At 41.2% G+C, this 21053-nt stretch carries 17 protein-coding genes; 10 read left to right on the top strand and 7 right to left on the bottom strand.

All coding sequences use genetic code 11. The annotated features are described in order from the left end of the window. The first annotated feature begins 53 nt into the window (after nucleotides 1-53). A complete protein-coding gene (locus tag J3P37_RS21515; protein ID WP_256013813.1) occupies nucleotides 54-380 on the top strand; it encodes a HesB/IscA family protein in 327 nt (108 codons plus the stop codon). Nucleotides 381-670: 290 nt separating this feature from the next. Beyond that, nucleotides 671-2584, top strand: a complete 1914-nt coding sequence (locus J3P37_RS21510) for an AMP-dependent synthetase/ligase (protein ID WP_256013811.1) — start codon at nucleotides 671-673, stop codon at nucleotides 2582-2584. On the opposite strand, the gene J3P37_RS21505 is transcribed toward J3P37_RS21510, so the two are convergent. The 4 genes from J3P37_RS21505 to rpsO all read right to left on the bottom strand — a co-directional run bounded on the left by J3P37_RS21505 (nucleotide 2585) and on the right by rpsO (nucleotide 7224). Further along, nucleotides 2585-3769: an aminotransferase-like domain-containing protein gene (locus J3P37_RS21505; protein ID WP_256013808.1), complete on the bottom strand. Its 1185-nt coding sequence runs from the start codon at nucleotides 3767-3769 to the stop codon at nucleotides 2585-2587. A 343-nt stretch (nucleotides 3770-4112) separates the two neighbouring features. Next, a complete protein-coding gene (locus J3P37_RS21500) occupies nucleotides 4113-4484 on the bottom strand; it encodes a hypothetical protein (protein WP_256013806.1) in 372 nt (123 codons plus the stop codon). Between the two features lie 163 nt (nucleotides 4485-4647). Then, the gene (gene pnp, locus J3P37_RS21495; protein ID WP_256013804.1) at nucleotides 4648-6819 is read right to left on the bottom strand and encodes a polyribonucleotide nucleotidyltransferase; all 2172 of its coding nucleotides are present in this window, start codon (nucleotides 6817-6819) and stop codon (nucleotides 4648-4650) included. 126 nt (nucleotides 6820-6945) lie between these two features. Next, entirely contained in the window at nucleotides 6946-7224 is a 279-nt protein-coding gene (rpsO, locus tag J3P37_RS21490) for a 30S ribosomal protein S15 (RefSeq protein ID WP_256013801.1), read from the bottom strand. A 139-nt stretch (nucleotides 7225-7363) separates the two neighbouring features. Between rpsO and J3P37_RS21485 the strand changes: the two genes are divergently transcribed. The 6 genes from J3P37_RS21485 to J3P37_RS21460 all read left to right on the top strand — a co-directional run bounded on the left by J3P37_RS21485 (nucleotide 7364) and on the right by J3P37_RS21460 (nucleotide 15237). Then, a complete protein-coding gene (locus J3P37_RS21485) occupies nucleotides 7364-7786 on the top strand; it encodes an acyl-CoA thioesterase (RefSeq protein ID WP_256013798.1) in 423 nt (140 codons plus the stop codon). 167 nt (nucleotides 7787-7953) lie between these two features. Then, complete coding sequence (locus J3P37_RS21480; RefSeq protein WP_256013796.1) at nucleotides 7954-9429, top strand: sensor histidine kinase; 1476 nt, start codon at nucleotides 7954-7956, stop codon at nucleotides 9427-9429. Nucleotides 9430-9434: 5 nt separating this feature from the next. Next, on the top strand, nucleotides 9435-13469 hold the full coding sequence (locus J3P37_RS21475; RefSeq protein ID WP_256013793.1) for a response regulator: 4035 nt from the start codon (nucleotides 9435-9437) through the stop codon (nucleotides 13467-13469). Between the two features lie 6 nt (nucleotides 13470-13475). After that, the gene (locus J3P37_RS21470) at nucleotides 13476-13841 is read left to right on the top strand and encodes a response regulator (RefSeq protein WP_256013791.1); all 366 of its coding nucleotides are present in this window, start codon (nucleotides 13476-13478) and stop codon (nucleotides 13839-13841) included. A 5-nt stretch (nucleotides 13842-13846) separates the two neighbouring features. Then, nucleotides 13847-14674: a CheR family methyltransferase gene (locus tag J3P37_RS21465; RefSeq protein WP_256013790.1), complete on the top strand. Its 828-nt coding sequence runs from the start codon at nucleotides 13847-13849 to the stop codon at nucleotides 14672-14674. Then, the gene (locus tag J3P37_RS21460; RefSeq protein WP_256013789.1) at nucleotides 14656-15237 is read left to right on the top strand and encodes a chemotaxis protein CheB; all 582 of its coding nucleotides are present in this window, start codon (nucleotides 14656-14658) and stop codon (nucleotides 15235-15237) included. Before J3P37_RS21465 ends, J3P37_RS21460 begins: the two co-directional genes overlap by 19 nt. A gap of 84 nt (nucleotides 15238-15321) precedes the next feature. On the opposite strand, the gene lysA is transcribed toward J3P37_RS21460, so the two are convergent. Both lysA and J3P37_RS21450 read right to left on the bottom strand, forming a co-directional pair. Next, nucleotides 15322-16473 (bottom strand): diaminopimelate decarboxylase, encoded by a 1152-nt coding sequence (gene lysA / locus J3P37_RS21455; protein ID WP_256013788.1) that lies wholly within the window; start codon nucleotides 16471-16473, stop codon nucleotides 15322-15324. A 51-nt stretch (nucleotides 16474-16524) separates the two neighbouring features. Then, nucleotides 16525-17835 carry an aspartate kinase gene (locus tag J3P37_RS21450; RefSeq protein WP_256013787.1) on the bottom strand — a complete coding sequence of 437 codons (1311 nt, stop codon included), beginning with the start codon at nucleotides 17833-17835 and terminating at the stop codon, nucleotides 16525-16527. A gap of 257 nt (nucleotides 17836-18092) precedes the next feature. Here J3P37_RS21450 and J3P37_RS21445 point away from each other — a divergent pair, with 257 nt between their 5' ends. Continuing rightward, nucleotides 18093-18290 (top strand): DUF3606 domain-containing protein, encoded by a 198-nt coding sequence (locus tag J3P37_RS21445; RefSeq protein WP_256013786.1) that lies wholly within the window; start codon nucleotides 18093-18095, stop codon nucleotides 18288-18290. 75 nt (nucleotides 18291-18365) lie between these two features. Here the strand turns inward: J3P37_RS21445 and J3P37_RS21440 are convergent, their stop codons facing one another. Continuing rightward, nucleotides 18366-19295, bottom strand: coding sequence for an endonuclease/exonuclease/phosphatase family protein (locus J3P37_RS21440; RefSeq protein WP_256013783.1), 930 nt, complete (start codon nucleotides 19293-19295; stop codon nucleotides 18366-18368). Between the two features lie 242 nt (nucleotides 19296-19537). Here J3P37_RS21440 and J3P37_RS21435 point away from each other — a divergent pair, with 242 nt between their 5' ends. Then, nucleotides 19538-20899, top strand: a complete 1362-nt coding sequence (locus J3P37_RS21435; protein WP_256013780.1) for an APC family permease — start codon at nucleotides 19538-19540, stop codon at nucleotides 20897-20899. Nucleotides 20900-21053: the final 154 nt, after the last annotated feature.

Below are 21053 nucleotides of genomic sequence, written 5' to 3'. Positions count from 1 at the left end.
GAGAAGGTTTTCGATAAAGCGATCATTTGTCTCAAATCTCAAATTTCATAACAATGGTAACAGTAACAGATAAAGCAAAAGAAAAAGTTGAAGATCTGGTGCGTAATGCGGGTCTGGATTCTTCTTATTTTTTGAGAGTTTCTGTACAAGGAGGCGGTTGCTCTGGATTATCGTACAATCTTGATTTCGATAACGAAGAAAAACCAGGTGACCAGTTTTTCGAAGACAAAGGAGTAAGAATGGCTTTAGATATGAAGTCGTTTTTATACCTTGCCGGAACAGAACTTGACTTTTCAGACGGACTAAACGGGAAAGGTTTCAACTTCCATAACCCGAACGCCACACGTACCTGTGGTTGCGGTGAAAGTTTTTCTGTATAACAGGATCTTAAATAAATAACGAAAATGGGGCTTATTGCCCCATTTTTCGTTTAAAACTATTCCCTGCTCAAAAATTTGTCTAAGTTTGTAAACAAAGAGAGATACAAACGGACCATAATCATACCGTTCTTGTTTAGTGCAAATCGTCATGCCGAATTCATTTCGGCATCTCTTGAATATGCACAGAAGGACCTGTTAAGCAAGAGATCCTGAAACAAGTTCAGGATGACGAAAAGGGAAATTTGGCCCCCCGTTATTATTGTGTAATATAAACTTACCATTTATACCAAATGAATTTGAAAAGCGAATTCAATACTATACCTAAGCTGCTAAGGAATGTGGTAGCAAACATTCACTCCCCTTCCCACACCTTTTTACTCCATAAACCTAAAGACAAATGGGAGGAGATCACTTACCAGCAAACACTCGACACAGCCGATGCAGTTTCTGCATACCTGCTCGCAATGGGCATTCAAAAGGGCGACCGTCTCGGTTTTATAATTGAAAATTCACCGCAATACATTTTTTACGACCAGGGCCTGCAGCAAATAGGTGCTGTAAACGTTTCCATATACCCTACCCTTTCAGAAAGTGATATGGAATATATCCTGAATGACGCAGGAGTAAAAACCGTACTTATAGGCAATCCCTTCCTCCTTAAAAAGGTTGTTAAGATAGCTAACAATTGCCCTGCACTCGAACGGCTCATTCCGGTGTTTGAAGACTACAAAAAATACATAGAAAATATAAACCTGAATGCCGGAGTGATCGACTTCGAATCTTTGGTGAAGGAAGGCCTTAAATGCCTGCCTGATTATAAGGTTAGAATTGATATTGCCAGAGAAGCTGTTATTCCTTCCGACCTTTCATCTCTAATATATACATCCGGAACCACAGGAATCCCGAAGGGCGTCATGCTTTCACATGATAACTTTGTCAAAAACGTCAAATGCTCTTTAGAACAGATTCCGGTTGTCACCAAAGACGAAACTTTTTTATCCTTTCTTCCGCTCTCTCATGTTTTTGAAAGAACTGCCACCTATTATGTCTGTTGCACAGCCGGTTGTAAAATAGCCTTTTCTCAAAGTCTGGAGTTGCTCGCCCGCAACATGGAAGAAATAAAACCAACGGTAATGAGCTGTGTACCGCGACTGCTTGAACGCATTCACGACAAGGCAATAAAAAGTGGCACCAACGCCGGAGGTACCAAAGCAAAAATATTTTTATGGGCATTAAATACAGGTAAGCGTTATCGCGAAGTATTTGAATCAGGCAAACAACCTAACCTTTATCTATCATTACAACAAAAGCTGGCAGACAAACTAGTTTTTTCCAAGATCAAACAAAAAACAGGCGGCCATCTAAAATTTATGCTTTCGGGTGGCGCTGCCTTGCCGCAAAACGTTGGTGAATTCTTTGGAAACCTGGGCATCAAAATCTTAGAAGGATTTGGCCTGACCGAGACATCGCCGGTAATGTCTGTTACAGAATATCACCGGCAGATATATGGTACGGTAGGAAGGATTATCCCTGGCATAGAAGTGGGTATCCAGGATGTGGAGACAAAAGTATTTTATACCATTCAAACACATCACACCTTCAATGAACACTTCGAATGTGAAGAAGGTGAAATTGTAGTTCGTGGTCATTGTGTAATGAAAGGGTATTGGAACAAACCGGAAGAAACAGCACTGGTGATTGACGGCGAGGGATGGTTCCATACAGGCGATATAGGCCGGTTTTACAAAGGCAATCTGAAGATCACTGATCGTCTTAAAAACATGCTGGTAAACTCTTTTGGCAAAAACATTTACCCCACACCAGTAGAAAACACCTACTTAAAAAGCCCGAAAATTGAGCAGATCTTTTTGATCGGCGATAAACGCGAATACGTAACCGCTATAATTATACCACCAAAAGATACCTTAATGGAGACATTTAACCTCACAGAGGAATTCTTTCAGCGCCCTGAAATCTTCGTCGAACAACAGGAAATTACAGACTGGGTTAGTCAGGACATTAAGCGCCTCTCTGCTGAACTTGCAAAGTTCGAGCGTATTAAGAACTTCAAGGTGAAACGAACGCCTTTCACTATAGAAGAGGGGGAAATTACCCCCTCTCTGAAAGCCAAGCGGAAAGTTATTGAAAAAAAGTACGCAGATGCTATAGAAAAAATGTATCTAGAACCAGTAAGTGTAAATTGATCAAATGATCAGGCGGCTTAACTTATACATAGCCGCCCTCATTACCGGCTCATCTACATTTGAATAATTGAGCCGGAGTGTTCGGTAGTCGGGATCAGATGCGTAAAAGGAATCTCCCGGAACAAATATTATCTTTTCTTTCAATGCTGCCTGAAGCAGTTCGCGTGCGGTATTTCCCTCCGGCAGGGTAAGCCAGGTGAACATTCCCCCTCTTGATCGCGTGAATTTAACCGACTCCGGAAAATAGTTTTGCAGGCAGCCCATCATTGTCGTCCGTTTTTCCTTATAGGCCGTTATCAGGTTTTCGACATGCCTGTCCAGGCTGTTATTCTGCAGAAAATCGTAAAGGATATATTGCGATAGATTTCCAGATTGCAGGTCGGAAGCCTGCTTCATCACGGTAGCTTTCTTGATGATCTCCCGGTTAGCCACCATCCATCCCAGGCGTAGGCCAGGTGCAATGATCTTAGAAAAAGATCCTAACATGATCGTCTTCTCAGGATAAAAAGAATATAATGGCGGCATGTGATGTTTGTCAAACGTGATTTCTCCGTAAGGATCGTCTTCAATGACAATCGTCCTGTGCCTTCTTAAGATCAGAGCTGCCATTTTACGCTTTTCTAGACTGTACTGAACTCCGGTCGGATTCTGAAAGTTCGGTATACAGTAGAACAACTTTACTGACGTCTCGTTCAGGAGATCTTCCAGTTCTGCGGTATCAATTCCGTCGTGCTCAAGGTTTACCTCTTTGAATACCGGCTGAAACATGGAAAAACACTGAAGTGCTCCTAAGTATGACGGACGCTCGAGCATCACATTGTCTCCGGGATCAATGAATATCTTACCAATGAGATCGACAGCCTGCTGAGAACCATTGGTGATAAGGATTTGCTCTGCAGAGATATTTAATTTAAACCGTCGCCTGTATCGTTCTGCAATATATTCCCTAAGAGGCAAATAGCCTTCTGTAGATGAGTATTGTAATGCCTGCCCTCCCATTTTGCTAAACACCCGTTTAGCCGACTCTCCCAAAGCTTCTGCAGGAAATAAAGCCGGGCTGGGTAATCCCCCTGCAAACGATACAATATTGGGATCGGTGGCTACTTTTAAGATCTCACGGATAAAGGAAGCTGGCACATTCTGAACACGTGCTGCAAATTGCTGGCTGTTGGTCTGAATAATCATGTTGAGTATAAATTTTAGTCAAAAAAAAAGCCTCCCGGTTAGCGGGAGGCTGATAATTATCTTATTTGAGCATTATCAATCTACCCGCCGCTTATTCACGACAGCCACTGCCACTGCGATAGCTACCGCAACGACAACGAATAAACTGATATATAATGCTTGTATTTTCATATTCCAATAAACGAAGAAAGCCCGTTTTTTGACGGGCTTTCTTTATTCATATTTTTTAATAAATACTATCCCTCCACAGTCGTTTTTGCGACCGCTGCGACATAGATAGTATTTACTTTTTTGGTGCTCATGTTATTTTCAAATATAGAAAGCATTTTTTCACTCTCCAAATTTAAATCAAATCAGACTTAAGATAATTTCTGTACCACTCACCTAAGCCCAATGCCTCTTCAGAAACACTGTCAGACTGGAGGTAAACTTTTATAATTTCTAAACACCTTGCTCGCAAATCGGGTTCAGGCCTGCCATATTCCAGGATAAGATAGGCCGACCATAAACGGATCAGATACCTGCTCTCAGAAATATACTCAGCAAGTTGATCATACATATTGGCTTCAAAGTAAGATTTTGCTATCTGCACTACCGTTTTATATCCTTCAGCCTCTTTTCCTTTGATATCTGCCGGGAGGATACCAGCGAAATAGTTCTCTTTACATGCAAATAAAAATGACGTGTTTTTAGGAGGGATTTCAGAAGCTTTCATCTTAGATCATTTTGACCATTAAAGATATCTACTGCTATGTTAAGAGAAGATTAAGCTTTCATAAAAAAAGCCCCTTTCGGGGCTTCAATTTACTTTGCAAGTCTAGTCTTGCTATGCTAGCGCGCGTGCCGCGTGTGCTAAAAAACTAAGTTCGGACAAGACACTATTCTGCCGGTGTAGTACCTTCAGTTTGTTTCTCTTCTTTGCTTTCCGGACGCGGAGGACGCGGAAGAAGTGCTTTACGTGATAATTTCAATTTACCTTGTTTATCAACATCGAGCAATTTCACTCTCACCTCATCGCCTACCTGGAAGATTCCATCCATAGATTCATACCGTTTCCAGTCGATCTCTGAAATATGCAATAAGCCATCTTTGCCTGGAAGAATCTCAACAAACGCCCCAAACGGCATGATTGATTTCACTTTACCTTCATAGATCTCGCCTACTTCAGGTTTTGAAACAATACCTTTAATACGGGTAGTTGCTTTGGTGATGGATTCTTTATCCGGAGCAAAGATACTTACGATACCCTGGTTATCTTTCTCCTCAATAGTAATGGTTGTACCAGTTTCGCGTTGCATCTCCTGGATAACTTTTCCACCTGGCCCGATAACTGCACCGATAAATTCCTTATCAATTTTGAGAACTTCAATACGTGGCGCATGAGGCTTAAGATCAACATTAGGTTGAGCCAACGTTTTCTTCATCTCATTTAGGATATGAAGACGCCCTTCTTTAGCCTGCTCAAGCGCAGCGCGAAGAACTTCCCAGCGCAGACCGTTGATTTTTAAGTCCATCTGACAGGCAACGATACCATTTTCAGTACCTGTAACCTTAAAGTCCATATCACCCAAATGATCTTCATCACCCAAAATATCAGAAAGAACCGCATATTTTCCGGTTTTCTCATCAGTGATTAATCCCATAGCAATCCCAGATACAGGTGCTTTTAACTTAACCCCTGCATCCATAAGGGCCAAAGTACCAGCACATACAGTAGCCATAGATGAAGAACCATTTGACTCTAAAATGTCTGATACTACACGCAATGTGTATGGATTCTCATCTTGTGAAGGCAATACCTTTTTCAAGGAACGCTGTGCTAAGTTACCGTGACCTATTTCACGACGGCCAGCACCACGGTTAGGACGAACCTCTCCGGTTGAAAAGCCCGGGAAATTGTAATGCAGGATAAACTTCTCATATCCGTTGATGAAAGCACCGTCGATCATCTGCTCGTCAAGTTTAGTACCTAATGTAACAGTAGTTAGTGCCTGTGTTTCACCACGGGTAAAAACAGCCGATCCGTGAGCTGCCGGTAAATAACCAACTTCACTCCAGATTGGGCGTACAGTACGTACATCACGTCCGTCTAAACGTATACCTTCATCAAGGATCAGGTTACGGATAGCATCGTATTGAACATCATGGAAATATTTTTTAGCAAGTGATTTGGTAATTTCATCTATTTCCTCACCTAAGCTTGCTATAAAAAGAGTTTGGATCTCTTTGAATTTATCAGAGCGCTCATGTTTAGATGAACCTGATTTTGCAATTTCATAGACCTGATCGTAAGTAGCGGCAAACACCTGCTCTCTTAGCTCAGGATTGCTGTGTTCGTGAGAATAAACACGTTTTTCAGTTTTGCCTGTAGCTTCGGTTAATTCTTTCTGAACCTGAACCTGCACTTTAATAGCTTTATGTGCAAACTCAATAGCTTCAATCATTTCCTCTTCAGAGATCTCGTTCGATTCACCTTCCACCATCACGATATCATTCTCAGAACCCGCAACAATAAATTCTAATGAAGCTCTTTCCAGCTCGTCACGATATGGGTTGATCACCAGCTTTCCATCAATCTTGGCAACCCTAACTTCCGAGATCGGACCGTTAAAAGGGATATCAGATACTGCCAAAGCAGCAGATGCAGCAAGACCCGCTAATGCATCAGGCATTATATTTTTATCTGCTGAGATCAATGAAATCATCACTTGCGTATCGGCATGATAATCCTCAGGAAATAGAGGACGTAATGCGCGGTCAACCAGACGGGAAATTAATACTTCATAATCAGACAAACGGGCTTCGCGACGAAGAAAGCCTCCCGGGATTCTGCCGGTAGCTGCGTATTTTTCCTGGTAATCTACTGATAAAGGCAAAAAGTCAACACCTTCTTTTGCTTCCTTGGAAGAGACAACGGTTGCCAGAAGCATGGTATCACCGGTTTTTACTACAACAGAACCGTCAGCCTGTTTAGCAAGCTTACCGGTTTCGATTTCGACTATTCGGCCATCGCCCAGGTCGAATGTTTTTTTAATTACATTATAACTCATTTTTTGTTCATTGCGGCCGCTTTTTCGTCTTTTAAGAAGCAGCCTATTATTTACTTTATTTTTGGCTAAATTAAACTAAAAAAGCCATTCCCAGCAGAGAATGGCTTTTAATTTTTTAAAGAAGAATTATTTGATAATATCTCTTAACTCTAACGCTTTAATAATAGCACGGTATCTGTTGATGTCTTTCTTATATAAATAAGCTAACAACGCACGACGTTTACCTACTAATTTTTGAAGCGCAAGCTGAGTTGAAAAATCTTTCTTGTTTTTCTTCAAATGCCCTGTTAAGTGGGCAATACGAGCTGTAAATAATGCTACCTGACCTTCTGCAGAACCTGTGTCTGTAGCGCCTTTACCATGTTTGGCAAAAATCTCTGCCTTGTACTCTGTACTTAAATACATTACCTGAATAATATTAAAGCTGTTAAAAATTTGTTTATTAAACCGCAAAAGTACTGATTATATATTAAAAACCAAATTATTAGCGTTTAGTTAATGAATACTTATATTAGCAACCTTTGCACAAACAGCAATACTATAAATGCACTCAGATAAAACCTATAGCAAATTCAGTTCAGAGTTGAAAGTGAGACCAGATGATATTGATATGTTCAACCATGTTCATAACAGCAAATATTTCGATTACGTCCTTGCTGCCCGTTATGAACAAATGGAGACCAGTTATGGTATGTCTATGGAACAATTTATGGAGCTTGGTTATGGTTGGGTGGTAAAAACCGCTCACGTCGAGTTTAAACGACCACTCACTCTCGGAGAGCGGTTTACCGTAACTACCGGGATATTATCCATGAATGAAAAGAGCAGCAAAGTAGCCTTTGAAATAAAGAGTTTAAAAACCGGAAAGATCTGCAGCGACGGCTGGTTCGACTATGTACTTATTGATATTAAAACGGGGCGCGGCATGAAGATCACCTCTGAGATGATTGAAAAATACTCTATTTAGATTAACTCAGAATAATATCAACACTGCAAAACAATTTCCCGGTTAAATGGTTTGCTAGTATTTTGTTCTATGATGAGATTCGGATTTTATATTCGAAATTAACTGTTTAATCTGATATATGATTTGCTAATAATATATTTGTCAAATCAGAAACTTAACGCTTAAGAATGATTCTTATAGTTGATGATAAACCTGAAAATATATTTTCTCTAAAAAAGATACTGGAAGTAAATAACTTCGACGTTGACTCTGCTTTATCAGGAGAAGAAGCTTTAAAAAAGATTTTAAAGAACTCCTATGCACTGATTATTCTTGACGTACAAATGCCTGGTATGGATGGATTTGAAGTTGCTGAGATCATTTCCGGCTATAGCAAGTCAAAGGATATTCCAATAATTTTCCTTTCAGCAGTTAACATCAATAAACGCTTTATTACTAAAGGTTATGCTTCAGGAGGTATTGACTATATTACCAAACCTATAGATCCCGATATTCTCCTCTTGAAAGTAAAGACCTTTTCGAGGTTGTATGAGCAAACCCGAGAACTGAATGAGATTCAAAAAACTTTACGTGAAGAGATTGAATTCAGAAAGCAGGCGCAGATGGAATTGAAAGAAAGGGTTCAGGAGTTACGATCTACCTTGGAAACTATCCCGCAGATTGCTTTCACAGCGAAACATGACGGCAGCATCGAGTTTGTCAATCAACAGTGGCTAAACTTTGCAGAAGACGAGGAAACCTTCCCGCCTTCTCATCCCGAAGATGTAAACATCCAGGAAAAATGGGAAGAAGCTGTTGCAGAAGGTATTCCATTAAATATGGAAGCCAGAATAAAAAGGGTCAAGGATCAGGAATATTATTGCCATCTGTTACGGGCTACTCCCATTAAAGAAGGCGACAAAGTTGTAAAGTGGGTAGGGACTCTAACAGATATCGAAGAACAGAAAAAAGCCGAAAAAAGAAAAGATGAGTTTTTAAGTATTGCCAGCCACGAACTTAAAACCCCTCTCACCAGTATTAAAGCTTATATGCAATTATTAGAGCGGTCTATCGGCGATGGCCCAAATAACGAGAACTATGAGGTAAACAAATATTTGAGCAGAACGCAATCCCAGCTGGATAAATTACACAGTTTGATTGTCGACCTCCTCGACATATCGAAGATTGAAAGCGGAAAGATGGTTTTCAATAAAAAGCCATTCTATTTTGGCACCCTTATCGATTCTGCTCTGGACATTATAAGACAGACCAATCCTGATTCTAATATAATTCGTAAGGGCGCTCATAATCCCGAAATACTTGGTGATGAGATGCGCATCGAACAAGTACTTGTAAATTACCTCACCAATGCTATCAAGTACTCTCCGGACAGCAAAGAAGTTATCGTGGAAACTAAAGTCAATGGCAGTCACATAAAAGTAACTGTAACCGACAAAGGGGTAGGAATTCCTCCTGAAAAAATAAATGATATCTTCAAGAAGTTCTACCGCGTAGAAGAAAATTCACATCGCTTTCAGGGATTAGGAATCGGATTATACATTTGTTCTGAAATAATTCGCCGGCATAACGGAACTTTCGGTGTAGAAAGTGAAGTTGGCAAAGGCTCGCAGTTTTACTTTAGCTTACCTGTTATCACAAAATAGTACATATGAATAAAATTTTCAAGAAGCTCACGTTTCCTGTTAAGCTTATGCTTATAGGCCTGATTCCTCTTATTTTTCTGATATATTTTGCAGTGCAGATCATCAATGAAAAAAATGACCGGGTACAGGTAGTTAATAATGTCATCAAAGACATCAACAGTTCTCTCGCTGTTATGGAGGTGGCGTCCCAATTACACCTTGAGCGTCGCCTAGCTTTTTCATATGCCTACGACAAAACAGTCCCAGCCCAGCTTACCACCCAGTTCTCAAACACGGATAATGCTCTGTTGGAAATCGATAACCTGCTTCCGGAGACGACCGGTAATTATCGAAAATATTCCTTATTGGACATTCTCAAGCCGCTCAGAAAACAAATAATCAGCAAGCAAGTATCTCCGAACGAAATATTAAATTATTATTCAAATATCTTATCCAGGATCCCTTCCGTTTCAAATAACTCTGTAGAGAACATTCCTTACTTAAGCTCCATCAGCAAAGACCTCAAAAGCCAGGGGATTATTTTTCAAATGACTAACTATTACGGCTTAATGCGTTCTTCTGTCTATTCAACAGCACTTACAAGAACGACCTCTACCCTTGCATTTGAAGACATCACCAAAAACTCGCAGATGGCTACTTCTTATTGGGATGAGTTTTTAGCAAAATCAGACTCAGGCACCATCCCTGGTTTTTCTGCAGTAAATAGCTCTCCTGAGGCTGTTTATGTCAGAAATACTTTAGAGCAGATCTCAGATATCAAAGCTATTCCCGCAAACTTCGACGCCGACAAATGGTGGGAGCTTTCTGAAAAAGTTGTTGACGAAATGAAAAAAGTTCACACCAAACTGATCATTAAAAACAGGGAACATGCGGAGCTCTTACAGAAAAATGAAAAAGACACCTTAAATAAATACATCTTTTTTTTAACCATGGTGATTTTGCTCGTGGTGCTGATAGTGTTTTACACAATAAAAAGCATTACTTCACTGCTTCTGCAAATAAGGATGGCTGCAGAGAAAATATCCCTTGGAGAAAGTAATATCAGTCTTGACATCAGTACCTCAGATGCCATAGGCAGTTTGGCAAGATCAATCAAAACTATCGACAGCAGTAACCAGGATCTGTCGCGCGCCGCAGACGCTATTGGTAAAGGAAACTTTGACATTGAAGTTACCCCTCGCAGTTCGAAAGATATTCTTGGGTCGGCTATCCTTAAAATGAAGAATGATCTTCAGATCTTTGCTGCAGAGAGTGCGCAAAAACTTTGGACCCAGCAAGGCCTTACCCTAATAAATGACAGCGTCAAGGGTGAACAAACGATTTCCTCCTTAAGCAATTCTTCCCTGAATGCATTGGTAGAATACCTTGGAGGACAAATCGGTTTATTGTACATCTCCTATAGCGACACCTTGCAGTACACTGCTGGCTATGCTATCCCACCCGGATACACGGCGCAAAACCAGATCGAGCTTGGGGAAACAATGGTAGGCCAGAGTGCAAAGCTGAAAGAGATCCTGTTCCTGGAAAATATTCCGGAATATCATGTTAAAATTACTTCAGCCTCCGGCGACAGCAGTCCCCGTTATCTCGCCATCATACCTCTGGTACATAACGATATAATTGAAGGGGTTATTGAAATTGGCTCAATTAAACCTTTTCCCTCTGCAGCTAAAGCTTTAATTGAAGACGGATCAGTCAATATTGCTATTGCCATTCACGCAGCCAAAAGCAGGGCTAAGTTGCAGGAACTGCTTGAGGAAACTCAGGCTCAGTCTGAAGAATTACAGGCTCAACATTCAGAACTCGAAAATCTTAATACAGAACTAGAAGCCCAGGCGCAAAAACTGCAGGCTTCAGAAGAAGAATTGAAAGTTCAGCAGGAAGAGCTACTGGAAGCTAACCAGGAGCTGGAAGAACGGAGTAAATCTTTAGAGGAGAAGAACCAGCTGATAGTGGAGCGGAACCTCGATATTCAGAAAAAAGCTGAAGAGCTGGAGCTTAGTACCAAATATAAGTCAGAATTCCTTGCCAACATGTCCCATGAGCTGCGCACCCCGCTTAACTCCATCCTGCTGCTGTCAAGGCTAATGTCTGAAAACACCGAAAACAACCTTACCGAAGACCAGATAGAATACGCAAAAGTTATTCAGAACTCAGGAAATGGCTTGCTTTCTCTTATCGACGAGATCCTGGATCTCTCTAAGATCGAAGCTGGCAAAATGGACCTTGAGCTTTCTGACACCTACATCAAAGATGTAATAGGTGATATGAAGTCACTCTTCGCTCCTATTGCCAAACAAAAGAACCTTGAATTTATTGCAGAATCAGCACCGGATACTCCTGAGAAGATTGTTACCGACAAAATGAGGTTAGAGCAGATCCTGAAAAACCTCCTTTCCAATGCTTTGAAATTTACGGCAAAGGGCTCCGTAACCATAACCGTAAAACCTGGTGAAAACAGTGCATTTACCGTATTTAGTGTAAAAGACACGGGTATAGGTATTCCTGCCGACAAACAAATGCATGTATTTGAAGCGTTCCAGCAGGCTGACGGTTCTACCCGGAGAAAATATGGCGGTACGGGTTTAGGTCTTTCTATCAGCCGCGAGTTAGCCAAACTTCTGGGCGGCGAGATAAGCTTAATAAGTGAATCGGGCATTGGAAGCGAATTTATCGTGACCGTTCCTGTAAATCCGAATACGGTACAATTAAAAGACGAACAGGTAGTTATTCCCCGGAATGTTGTCGAAGCCCCAAGCTTAGCTCCGAAACCAGAACCTGAGGAAAGACCTAAGAAGTTCGTAGTATCTGATATCCCCCAGCCTATTCCGGACGACCGCCATGAAATCATTAATGGAGAGAAGCCTGTGCTTATCATTGAGGACGATACAAACTTTGCCAAAGCCCTGTTAGAGTTTACACGAAAAAGCGGATACAAAGGCCTGGTGGCCGAACGCGGCGACCTCGGTATTGAACTGGCTTTAAAATATAAACCAATAGCTATTCTATTGGACATTCAGTTGCCTGTGAAAGATGGTTGGGAAGTGATGGAGGAGCTTAAGTCAAATACCGATACGCGGCATATACCGGTGCATATCATGTCGTCGATGGAGGTAAAAAAAGAAAGTCTTACAAAAGGAGCTGTCGACTTCATTAATAAACCGGTTGCCCTTGAACAAATGCAGCTTATGTTCCAGAAATTGGAAGACGCACTGAACAGGCATCCAAAAAAGGTTTTGATAATTGAAGAAAACACCAAACATGCACAAGCACTGTCCTCATTTCTGTCCACATTTAACGTCAGCTCCGAAATTAAAGGCTCGGTAAAAGACGGCGTGACAGCCTTAAAGGAAAACGGTCTGGATTGTGTGATACTCGATATGGGAATTCCGGATCAGAATGCCTATGAGACATTGGAAACGGTGAAGCAGAACAAGGGCCTTGAAAATCTCCCTATTATCATCTTTACGGGCAAGAACCTGAGTACCGCAGAGGAAAGCAAGCTTAAGCAATATGCTGACAGTATTGTAATGAAAACAGCTCACTCTTACCAGCGTATTCTTGACGAAGTAGCTTTATTCCTCCACCTTGTCCAGGAAAAAAATGTTTCTGGAAAGGAGCGGAACCGGCAGAATTTGATAGAGCTGAATGAGATCCTTAAAGATAAAACAGTGCTGATCGCTGACGATGATGTGCGCAATATCTTTTCGCTTACCAAGGCGCTTGAACAAGTAAAAATGAAAGTGCTTTCAGCTACAGATGGCAAAGAAGCATTGCGTATATTGGAAGAAAATCCAAAGACCGATGTCGTCCTTATGGATATGATGATGCCAGAAATGGACGGTTACGAAAGCACTGCTTTGATCAGACAAAATCCTAAGTTCAAAAAATTACCTATCCTTGCGGTTACCGCAAAGGCCATGATCGGTGACCGTGAAAAATGTATTAAAGCAGGCGCCTCCGATTATATCTCAAAACCAGTAGATATAGACCAGTTGGTATCGCTGCTAAGGGTATGGCTATACGACAAGCACTTTTAAGTGAAAATGAAACAGATTCTTTTAATCGACGACGACTCCAGAAATATTTTTGCCTTAAAAGCAGTCCTTAAAGCCAAAGGTTTTTCATGCTTGACCGCTACCGCCGCCAGTGACGGTCTGTCACTTTTATTTTCCAATACTAACAACATTGGCATCATTCTTATGGACATGATGATGCCCGACATGGATGGCTATGAGGCAATAGCTGAGGTCCGGAAAAACAAGGAATTTCAATCTCTTCCAATCGTAGCGGTGACAGCCCAGGCTATGGTTGGTGATAAGGAAAAATGCCTTGATGCCGGAGCGAATGCCTATATATCCAAGCCCATCAATGTGGATTTGTTAATGGAAATTTTAAAAGAACATCTATAAGGACAATGATAGACTATAAAGTTGTACAAGACGAAGAAGTTACGGTTTTGTTGGATGATCTGTTAGAACTTTATGGTTATGACTTTACAAACTATTCAAAGGCTTCAATTAAAAGGCGGGTGAACCGGCTTTTTTCGCTTGACCGCTTCCCCAGTTTTGCTGAATTCAGGTATCGCATTAAAAACGACCCCGGTTACCTCCGGAGATTTATTGAGCAGATCACTGTTCCTGTTACAGAGATGTTCCGTGATCCGGCGTTTTACCGGACACTGCGTGAAGAAGTCCTTCCGATATTGGGAACTTATCCTTTAATCCGGATCTGGCATGCGGGCTGCGCAACTGGCGAAGAGGTTTATTCGATGGCGATTATGTTGAAAGAAGCAAATTTGCTTCACAAATCCCTGCTATATGCTACCGATATTAATCCGGAAGTACTGGAACGTGCAAGGAAAGGAATCTTCCCTTTAAGCCAGATGAAGCATTATTCGGAGAATTACATTAGTTCAGGAGGCAAGAACGACTTCTCTTCTTATTACTCCGCCAATTATGACATGGCTAAATTTGATACCGTTCTAACCGGAAAAATGATTTTCGCTACTCATAACCTCGTCTCCGACCGTTCCTTTAATGAGTTCCAGCTTATTTTGTGCCGTAACGTTCTGATCTATTTCGATAAGGATCTGCAAGCCAGGGTATTTCAGTTATTTGATGAAAGCCTCGATAACCTTGGCTTTTTGGCGTTAGGATCTAAAGAGACGCTGCGATTTTCTGCAATTGCTTCAAAGTTCAAACAAGTAAGTGCAAAAGAAAAAATATGGAGAAAGATGGCTTAAAAAAAGTTGAAGCGATATTGATCGGAGGATCAGCCGGGAGTCTCGATGTGATCCTGCGTATGCTTCCTGATCTGAGACGCGATCTATCCCTCTCTATTATCATCATTTTGCATCGAAGTACAACTGTCGATAATACACTGGTCGACCTCCTCTCCTCCCGCACCTCTCTAATGGTGAAAGAAGCCGAGGAAAAGGAAAAGATCCTTCCGGGGATAATCTATATCGCGCCACCGGATTATCATTTATTGGTGGAAAACGACCGTAGCTTTTCACTGGATTTCTCTGAAAAGATCCTTTACTCACGCCCGGCCATCGATGTTACCTTTCAAACCGCTGCCGATGTTTATAAGAGCTTTCTGGTAGCTATTTTGTTATCAGGCGCTAACGCAGATGGCTCCGAAGGGCTTGTAGCTGTTCAGAACGCTGGTGGTATCACAATTGTTCAGGATCCGGCAGATGCCGAGATCAATTATATGCCCCATCAGGCACTCTTAAAGCTGACTCCTGCCCATATAATGAAAAAGGCAGATCTTGCTGGTTTCATCAACAGACTGCCTTTCTAAGCCTTCAAGTTTAATCCTGGTCAGGCAATAATTCTTAGCACATGCGGCACGCGTGCGCTTAACTAATCTGATACAAAATCAAATTTATTTACTATAAACACTTTTCACCTGATCTCTCAGGTTATATTTAGAAGCCATTACTTCGCCATATGCCCCAGCGCTCCGGATAGCGATCATATCCCCTCTGAAAGACTGTGGCATTTCCACTTCTTTTCCAAAACAATCCGTCGATTCGCATATAGGTCCAACGATGTCGTATTTCACAACATCACCTTCAACTCTGGAAATGTTCTCAATTTTATGATACGCCTGATACAGTGCTGGCCGCATTAGTTCGGTCATTCCAGCATCCAGGACCAGAAAATGTTTCTTTATCCCGTTCTTTACATACAAAACCCTGCTAATCAGAGTACCAGAATGGGCCACTAATGCCCGTCCCAGCTCAAAATGAACCTCCTGCCCGGCTTTACGTTCAAGGAACTGATCAAAGATCCGGAAGTATTCTTCAAAATCAGCAACCGGCTTTTCATCAGGCTGATGATAGTCAATACCCAAGCCGCCACCTACATTTAATATCTTTATGCTGTGCCCTCTTTCTTCAAACCACCTGTGAATCTCATTAACTTTAACACACAAACTTTTGAACACACTCAGATTAGTGATCTGAGAACCGATATGAAAGTGAATACCGATCAAAGTAATGTTTGGTAGTTCTTTCAAAGCTTCCACACAATCATGTAACTCCCAGTGATTGATGCCAAATTTATTCTCCTCCAACCCCGTGGTGATATTATGATGAGTATGCGCATCAACATTTGGATTGATCCTTAGGGCGATACCAGCATTTTTGCCTGCGGCTGCAGCCAGCTCATTAATAACACCAAGCTCCTGAACAGACTCGACATTGAAACAGAAAATATCGTTTTCGAGTGCTTCATTTATCTCCCTGTCTGATTTTCCTACCCCCGCGAAAACTACCTTGTCTTTGGCAAAACCAATTTCAATGGCCTGCTTGACTTCATTTCCACTAACACAATCAGCACCAAATCCCGCATCCTTGATCTTTTCAACTACTTTCTGATTGAAATTTGCCTTCATGGCATAATGCACATGGAAGTTGTATCTATCAGCCGCCTGTTTGCAAACGTCAAGGGTTTCTTGCAACAGGGCAAGATCGTAGTAATAAAAAGGTGTTTCCTGATCCTGAAAAGTGGATAGAATTGAAGAATTAAACATTTTAATTTTGTTAATTCCCCTCTCTTTAAAGAGGGGATTAGATGAGATCTTTTAAAATAAACGGTTATGAAGACTTCTTAGTGCTTCCGTCTTATCATCCGCGTTAATGAGCAATGAGATATTATAATTGCTTCCTCCATAAGAGATCATCCGGATGGATACATGTTTCAATGCGTCAAAAACCCGTGAAGCAAAGCCATGAGCCTCATAAGAAAAGTCTCCTACAACACAAACGATTGTTTGGTTATGATCAACCTCTACTGTTCCAAAATCCTGAAGTTCTTTTAAGATCTCTTCAAGATATTTGGTTTCATCAATAGTTACAGAAACCGCCACTTCAGATGTAGTGATCATATCGATCGGAGTTTTATACCGCTCAAATACTTCAAATACACGTCTTAAGAATCCATAGGCAAGCAACATACGGCTCGATTGCACTTTAATAGCGGTAATACCATCCTTAGCAGCAATTGATTTTATTTTACCCTTCTCACTTTCATGAGTGATCAGAGTTCCGGGAGCCGATGGCTCCATGGTATTTAACAGGCGTACAGGAATTTTATATTTTTGTGCAGGAAACACACTCTGAGGATGTAAGATCTTTGCACCAAAATACGCTAGCTCAGCTGCTTCATCAAAAGACAATTGAGCAATCGGCCTGGTTCCCTTAACAATCCTTGGATCGTTATTGTGCATGCCGTCAATGTCGGTCCATATCTGAACCTCTTCAGCAGAAATTGCCGCTCCTATAAGGGACGCCGTATAGTCACTGCCTCCGCGTCTCAAATTATCAATCTCGCCGAAAGAGTTACGGCAGATATAACCTTGCGTAATGAACAAGTTAACCATCGGAAATTTATCAATAAGAGGTTGAAGGTGATTACATATATATTCAACCAAAGGCTCATTATCTTCATCTATCTTCATGAAGTCCAAAGCCGGTAATAAGGCTGATTTCACCCCAAGTTCAGTCAGATAGAAATGGTATAAAGTAGTCGACAATAATTCACCCTGAGCCAGTACTATCTTTTCTTCAACCGGTGTAAACAACTCTGTATCAAGGCTGCCTATCAAAGTGAAATGATAAGCGATCAGTTCATTACCTTTTTTCTTTCCTTCTTCAGTATTAAAAAGTTCTTGTACAAAAGTTTTATATTTATCGTAAAGAACATCAGTGAGCTGTTTGGCTAAGCGCTTATCGCCGTTTAAATAAGCTTGTGAAATTTCCACAAGGCTGTTAGTTGTGCCAGAAACAGCCGACAATACAACTATTTGCTTCTCTTCAGGACGGATAATGTCAAGCAATTTTTTCATCCGCTCCGGACTACCTACAGATGTTCCTCCAAATTTTAAGATCTTCATTTAAATTATGTTTTAGTACTCTGACTCTTCCCTGTCGCCTTTTACTGCGTATGGGCGAATCATTTTTTACGGCTAATTAGTTTTAACAGGTATTATCCTGAAATTATTTGGGGCCAAAATTACTCAAAAGCTTGACATTTTTACATTAATGACTAATTAATTTGATCAGCAGCAAAAGCCCATTAGAACCAAAAAAATATTTTTTTTTCTAAAACAATTTTCAGCCGTTTGAACTTAACTCTTAAAATGCTCCCTTTATGAACAACACAAAAGCAACACCAAAATTGGATCAAGAATTAATTAGCATGTTTGCTGACGATGAAGTGAATTACTGGGCTACCAAATGGGGTGTAACCAGAGAAACCGTTAAAAGCGCCGTCAAATTTTCAGGCAGCAACGCGGTATCCACTGTCTATTCTTATCTTCTAAACAGCAATAAGGTAAGATTAAGCTAAGTCCTGAAGGATGAATTAGGAGTTATGAATAAGGAATTTCAGATCATTCATAACTCATAATTCATCACTCACAACTCACTTTTCCAGCTTTTCTTCAGCAATCTGCTCTTCCTTTTCATCCGCTTGCGGCTCTTCCTGTTCCGAAGGCGCCGATTTCTCATATTGAAGCTTCACATACATTGGAAAATGGTCTGATCCGGCTGCTGGTAGCTTACTGATATGCATGAGCTTAAACTCATTAGAACAAAAAATATGATCAAGAGGAAACCTCAGTATCGGATACCTGGCATGAAAAGTATTAAAAAATCCTCTTCCCTTACGGGGATCAAGCAAACCACTTATTTTTGAAAACAATTTAGTAGTATAACTCCAGGCCACATCATTCAGGTCACCCATAACGATCACCGGCAGCCGGTTGTTTTTGGCCCGCCTTGCTATAAGCAGCAATTCCTTATCACGTTCGGTAGACCTCGGGTTTTCATTTGGCACTGGAGGCGTGGGATGTACACAATAAAGCTGTACATCTTGTCCGGATGGCAGTTTGATAACCGCATGAATGGAAGGGACATCAGCTTCAACAAGGTATTGAACGGAGGACTCTTCAATCCTATACCTCGAATACAATAACATTCCGTAGGTGTTTTCCAGGGGCACCTCCACCGAATACGGATATCTTTGTTTTAATGTCTTCGTCGACTGGTGCCACCATTTATCGGTCTCCAGTAGCAAGATCACATCGGGATCCGCCAAAGCAATATTAGCCAGCGTCATCTTATCATTCCGGTTATACTGAAAAACATTGGCTGTTAACAATACAATGGATTGCCCTTTTATGATCTCACCGGCATGCAGCACCTGTTTCTTCGCGATCCGTAAGAACGGATATACCTGGTAGAAAAGATATCCTATATTTAGGCCCAGCAGCGCCGTAATTACCCTATTCAGTGTATTGGGATCCGCAAACTCCATAATGCAAAGTCCCGCAAACAGAAAAATGCTTATCATCAATTTTTGAAAGCGCGGATATTCAAAGACACGGAAAATCCAGTAATCATTCCTTATTAGAGGAATGACAGACATCAAAATAGTGACAACGGCAGATACCTGAAGAAAAATACTTACTTTATTCAATGTGTGGTTTTCTTGCTCAACACATTCACAGGCCCAATAGTTTTACTCCCTTTGCTTGTTGTTCCATAAAATCGATACCTTTAAACACACCAGCCTCTTTATCTGTTGCCTTTAATATGCATAAATCACAGCTTTTTGGAGAAAAAACCGACTTAGAAAGAAAGTTAGGTCTTACCGAAACCCTCTCCATTGTAGTCAACCGGATCATCGGTTCAGGTATCTTCCGAACCCCAGCTCCTATAATGCTGATCACTGCTTCGGTCAGTATGTTTTATGGGGTGTGGATATTGGGTGGAATCGCTACCATACTTGGTGCTCTTTGCTATGCGGAGCTTGTTGCGATGATGCCCAAATCAGGAGGCCCTTATGTTTTCTTAAAAGCGGCGTATCCGCCGGTAATAACCTTCCTGAGGGGATGGGCAATGTTTTTTGTATCTGAAACCGGGGCAATTGCAGCTGTCGCCTTGTTTTTTTCCGAAACGGCGATGACGTTGTTATTTCCTGGATCCGATAATTATTTTGTGGCTGTTATAGCTATCCTGCTTGTTTTCCTTTTAACAATAGCCAATTGCTTTGGTATTGAATTTAGTGGCACTCTTCAAAACATCTTCAGCTTCTTAAAAATATCTATTCTGGTCATCATCGTTATTATCAGTTTCTCCTCGGGGGTCCAGACTGCTAATTTTTCCGACCCCATAGATCATCCTATAAGCTGGGCCGGAATACTGTCGATATTCACAGCCATGAGGTATGGCTTTTTTGCTTACAGTGGTTGGGAAGGCGCAACCTACGTAGCTGAAGAGGTTAAAAATCCGGGAAAGAACCTGCCCCTTTCGCTATTCATAGGGATCGGATTTGTGATGCTTCTTTATCTGCTCATTAATTCAGCTTACATAAATATGTTAGACCCGATTGAAATGGGAACATCAAAAGTTGTTGCCTCCGATGCCATGCAAGCGGCGATCGGTTCTGTTGGAGCACTGTTAGTGACAGTAGCCATAAGTATAAGTACTTTCGGAAACGTAAACACTCAGTTGCTGGTAAAAAGCCGCACCTGGTATGCTATGGCTAAGGATGGTTTATTTTTTAAACGTTTGGCCGGCATTCATCCCCGGTATAAAACTCCCAACAATTCTTTAGTGGCTCAGGCATTGTGGGCTTCGGTTCTTATAGTCTTTTCAACCCTGGCCGAAAGTGCCTATGAAGCGATCATCGATTATTTTTCGTTCACCTCTTCGGTGTTCAATGTATTAACCTTTGCATCAGTCTTTGTCCTGCGTCAAAAGTTCCCCGATGCCGTCAGGCCCTATAAAACCTGGGGATATCCATACACCCTCATTATTGTTCTGCTCATACAGCTGGCTTTTATGTTCACCACGTTATACACTGCATTTATCCCTTCACTTTTAGGTATTCTACTAAGCCTAAGCGGCCTAATTTACTACAAATTCAAAATACCGGAAGCAGCAAAAGAATAGATTTACGATTTGAGCGAACAACCGATTTGAGACACACTGTCCGATGAGTTCCGAAGGATCTCTACGGATTCACAAATAAATAAGAGTCTCCGACTCGCTAAAGCGCAAACATAAACTTACCTCGCTCAAACCGAAAATCGCTTATTACATTTGT

The organism is Desertivirga xinjiangensis (assembly GCF_024436435.1).
GTDB lineage: Bacteria > Bacteroidota > Bacteroidia > Sphingobacteriales > Sphingobacteriaceae > Desertivirga > Desertivirga xinjiangensis.
This window is presented reverse-complemented; position numbering and strand designations above follow the sequence as displayed.

Excerpts from the sequence above, each read along its gene's own strand:
- J3P37_RS21515 (WP_256013813.1), top strand. The coding sequence starts at position 54 with ATGGTAACAGTAACAGATAAAGCAAAAGAAAAAGTTGAAGATCTGGTG.
- J3P37_RS21510 (WP_256013811.1), top strand. The coding sequence starts at position 671 with ATGAATTTGAAAAGCGAATTCAATACTATACCTAAGCTGCTAAGGAAT.
- J3P37_RS21505 (WP_256013808.1), bottom strand. The coding sequence starts at position 3,769 with ATGATTATTCAGACCAACAGCCAGCAATTTGCAGCACGTGTTCAGAAT.
- J3P37_RS21500 (WP_256013806.1), bottom strand. The coding sequence starts at position 4,484 with ATGAAAGCTTCTGAAATCCCTCCTAAAAACACGTCATTTTTATTTGCA.
- pnp (WP_256013804.1), bottom strand. The coding sequence starts at position 6,819 with ATGAGTTATAATGTAATTAAAAAAACATTCGACCTGGGCGATGGCCGA.
- rpsO (WP_256013801.1), bottom strand. The coding sequence starts at position 7,224 with ATGTATTTAAGTACAGAGTACAAGGCAGAGATTTTTGCCAAACATGGT.
- J3P37_RS21485 (WP_256013798.1), top strand. The coding sequence starts at position 7,364 with ATGCACTCAGATAAAACCTATAGCAAATTCAGTTCAGAGTTGAAAGTG.
- J3P37_RS21480 (WP_256013796.1), top strand. The coding sequence starts at position 7,954 with ATGATTCTTATAGTTGATGATAAACCTGAAAATATATTTTCTCTAAAA.
- J3P37_RS21475 (WP_256013793.1), top strand. The coding sequence starts at position 9,435 with ATGAATAAAATTTTCAAGAAGCTCACGTTTCCTGTTAAGCTTATGCTT.
- J3P37_RS21470 (WP_256013791.1), top strand. The coding sequence starts at position 13,476 with ATGAAACAGATTCTTTTAATCGACGACGACTCCAGAAATATTTTTGCC.
- J3P37_RS21465 (WP_256013790.1), top strand. The coding sequence starts at position 13,847 with ATGATAGACTATAAAGTTGTACAAGACGAAGAAGTTACGGTTTTGTTG.
- J3P37_RS21460 (WP_256013789.1), top strand. The coding sequence starts at position 14,656 with ATGGAGAAAGATGGCTTAAAAAAAGTTGAAGCGATATTGATCGGAGGA.
- lysA (WP_256013788.1), bottom strand. The coding sequence starts at position 16,473 with ATGTTTAATTCTTCAATTCTATCCACTTTTCAGGATCAGGAAACACCT.
- J3P37_RS21450 (WP_256013787.1), bottom strand. The coding sequence starts at position 17,835 with ATGAAGATCTTAAAATTTGGAGGAACATCTGTAGGTAGTCCGGAGCGG.
- J3P37_RS21445 (WP_256013786.1), top strand. The coding sequence starts at position 18,093 with ATGAACAACACAAAAGCAACACCAAAATTGGATCAAGAATTAATTAGC.
- J3P37_RS21440 (WP_256013783.1), bottom strand. The coding sequence starts at position 19,295 with ATGATAAGCATTTTTCTGTTTGCGGGACTTTGCATTATGGAGTTTGCG.
- J3P37_RS21435 (WP_256013780.1), top strand. The coding sequence starts at position 19,538 with ATGCATAAATCACAGCTTTTTGGAGAAAAAACCGACTTAGAAAGAAAG.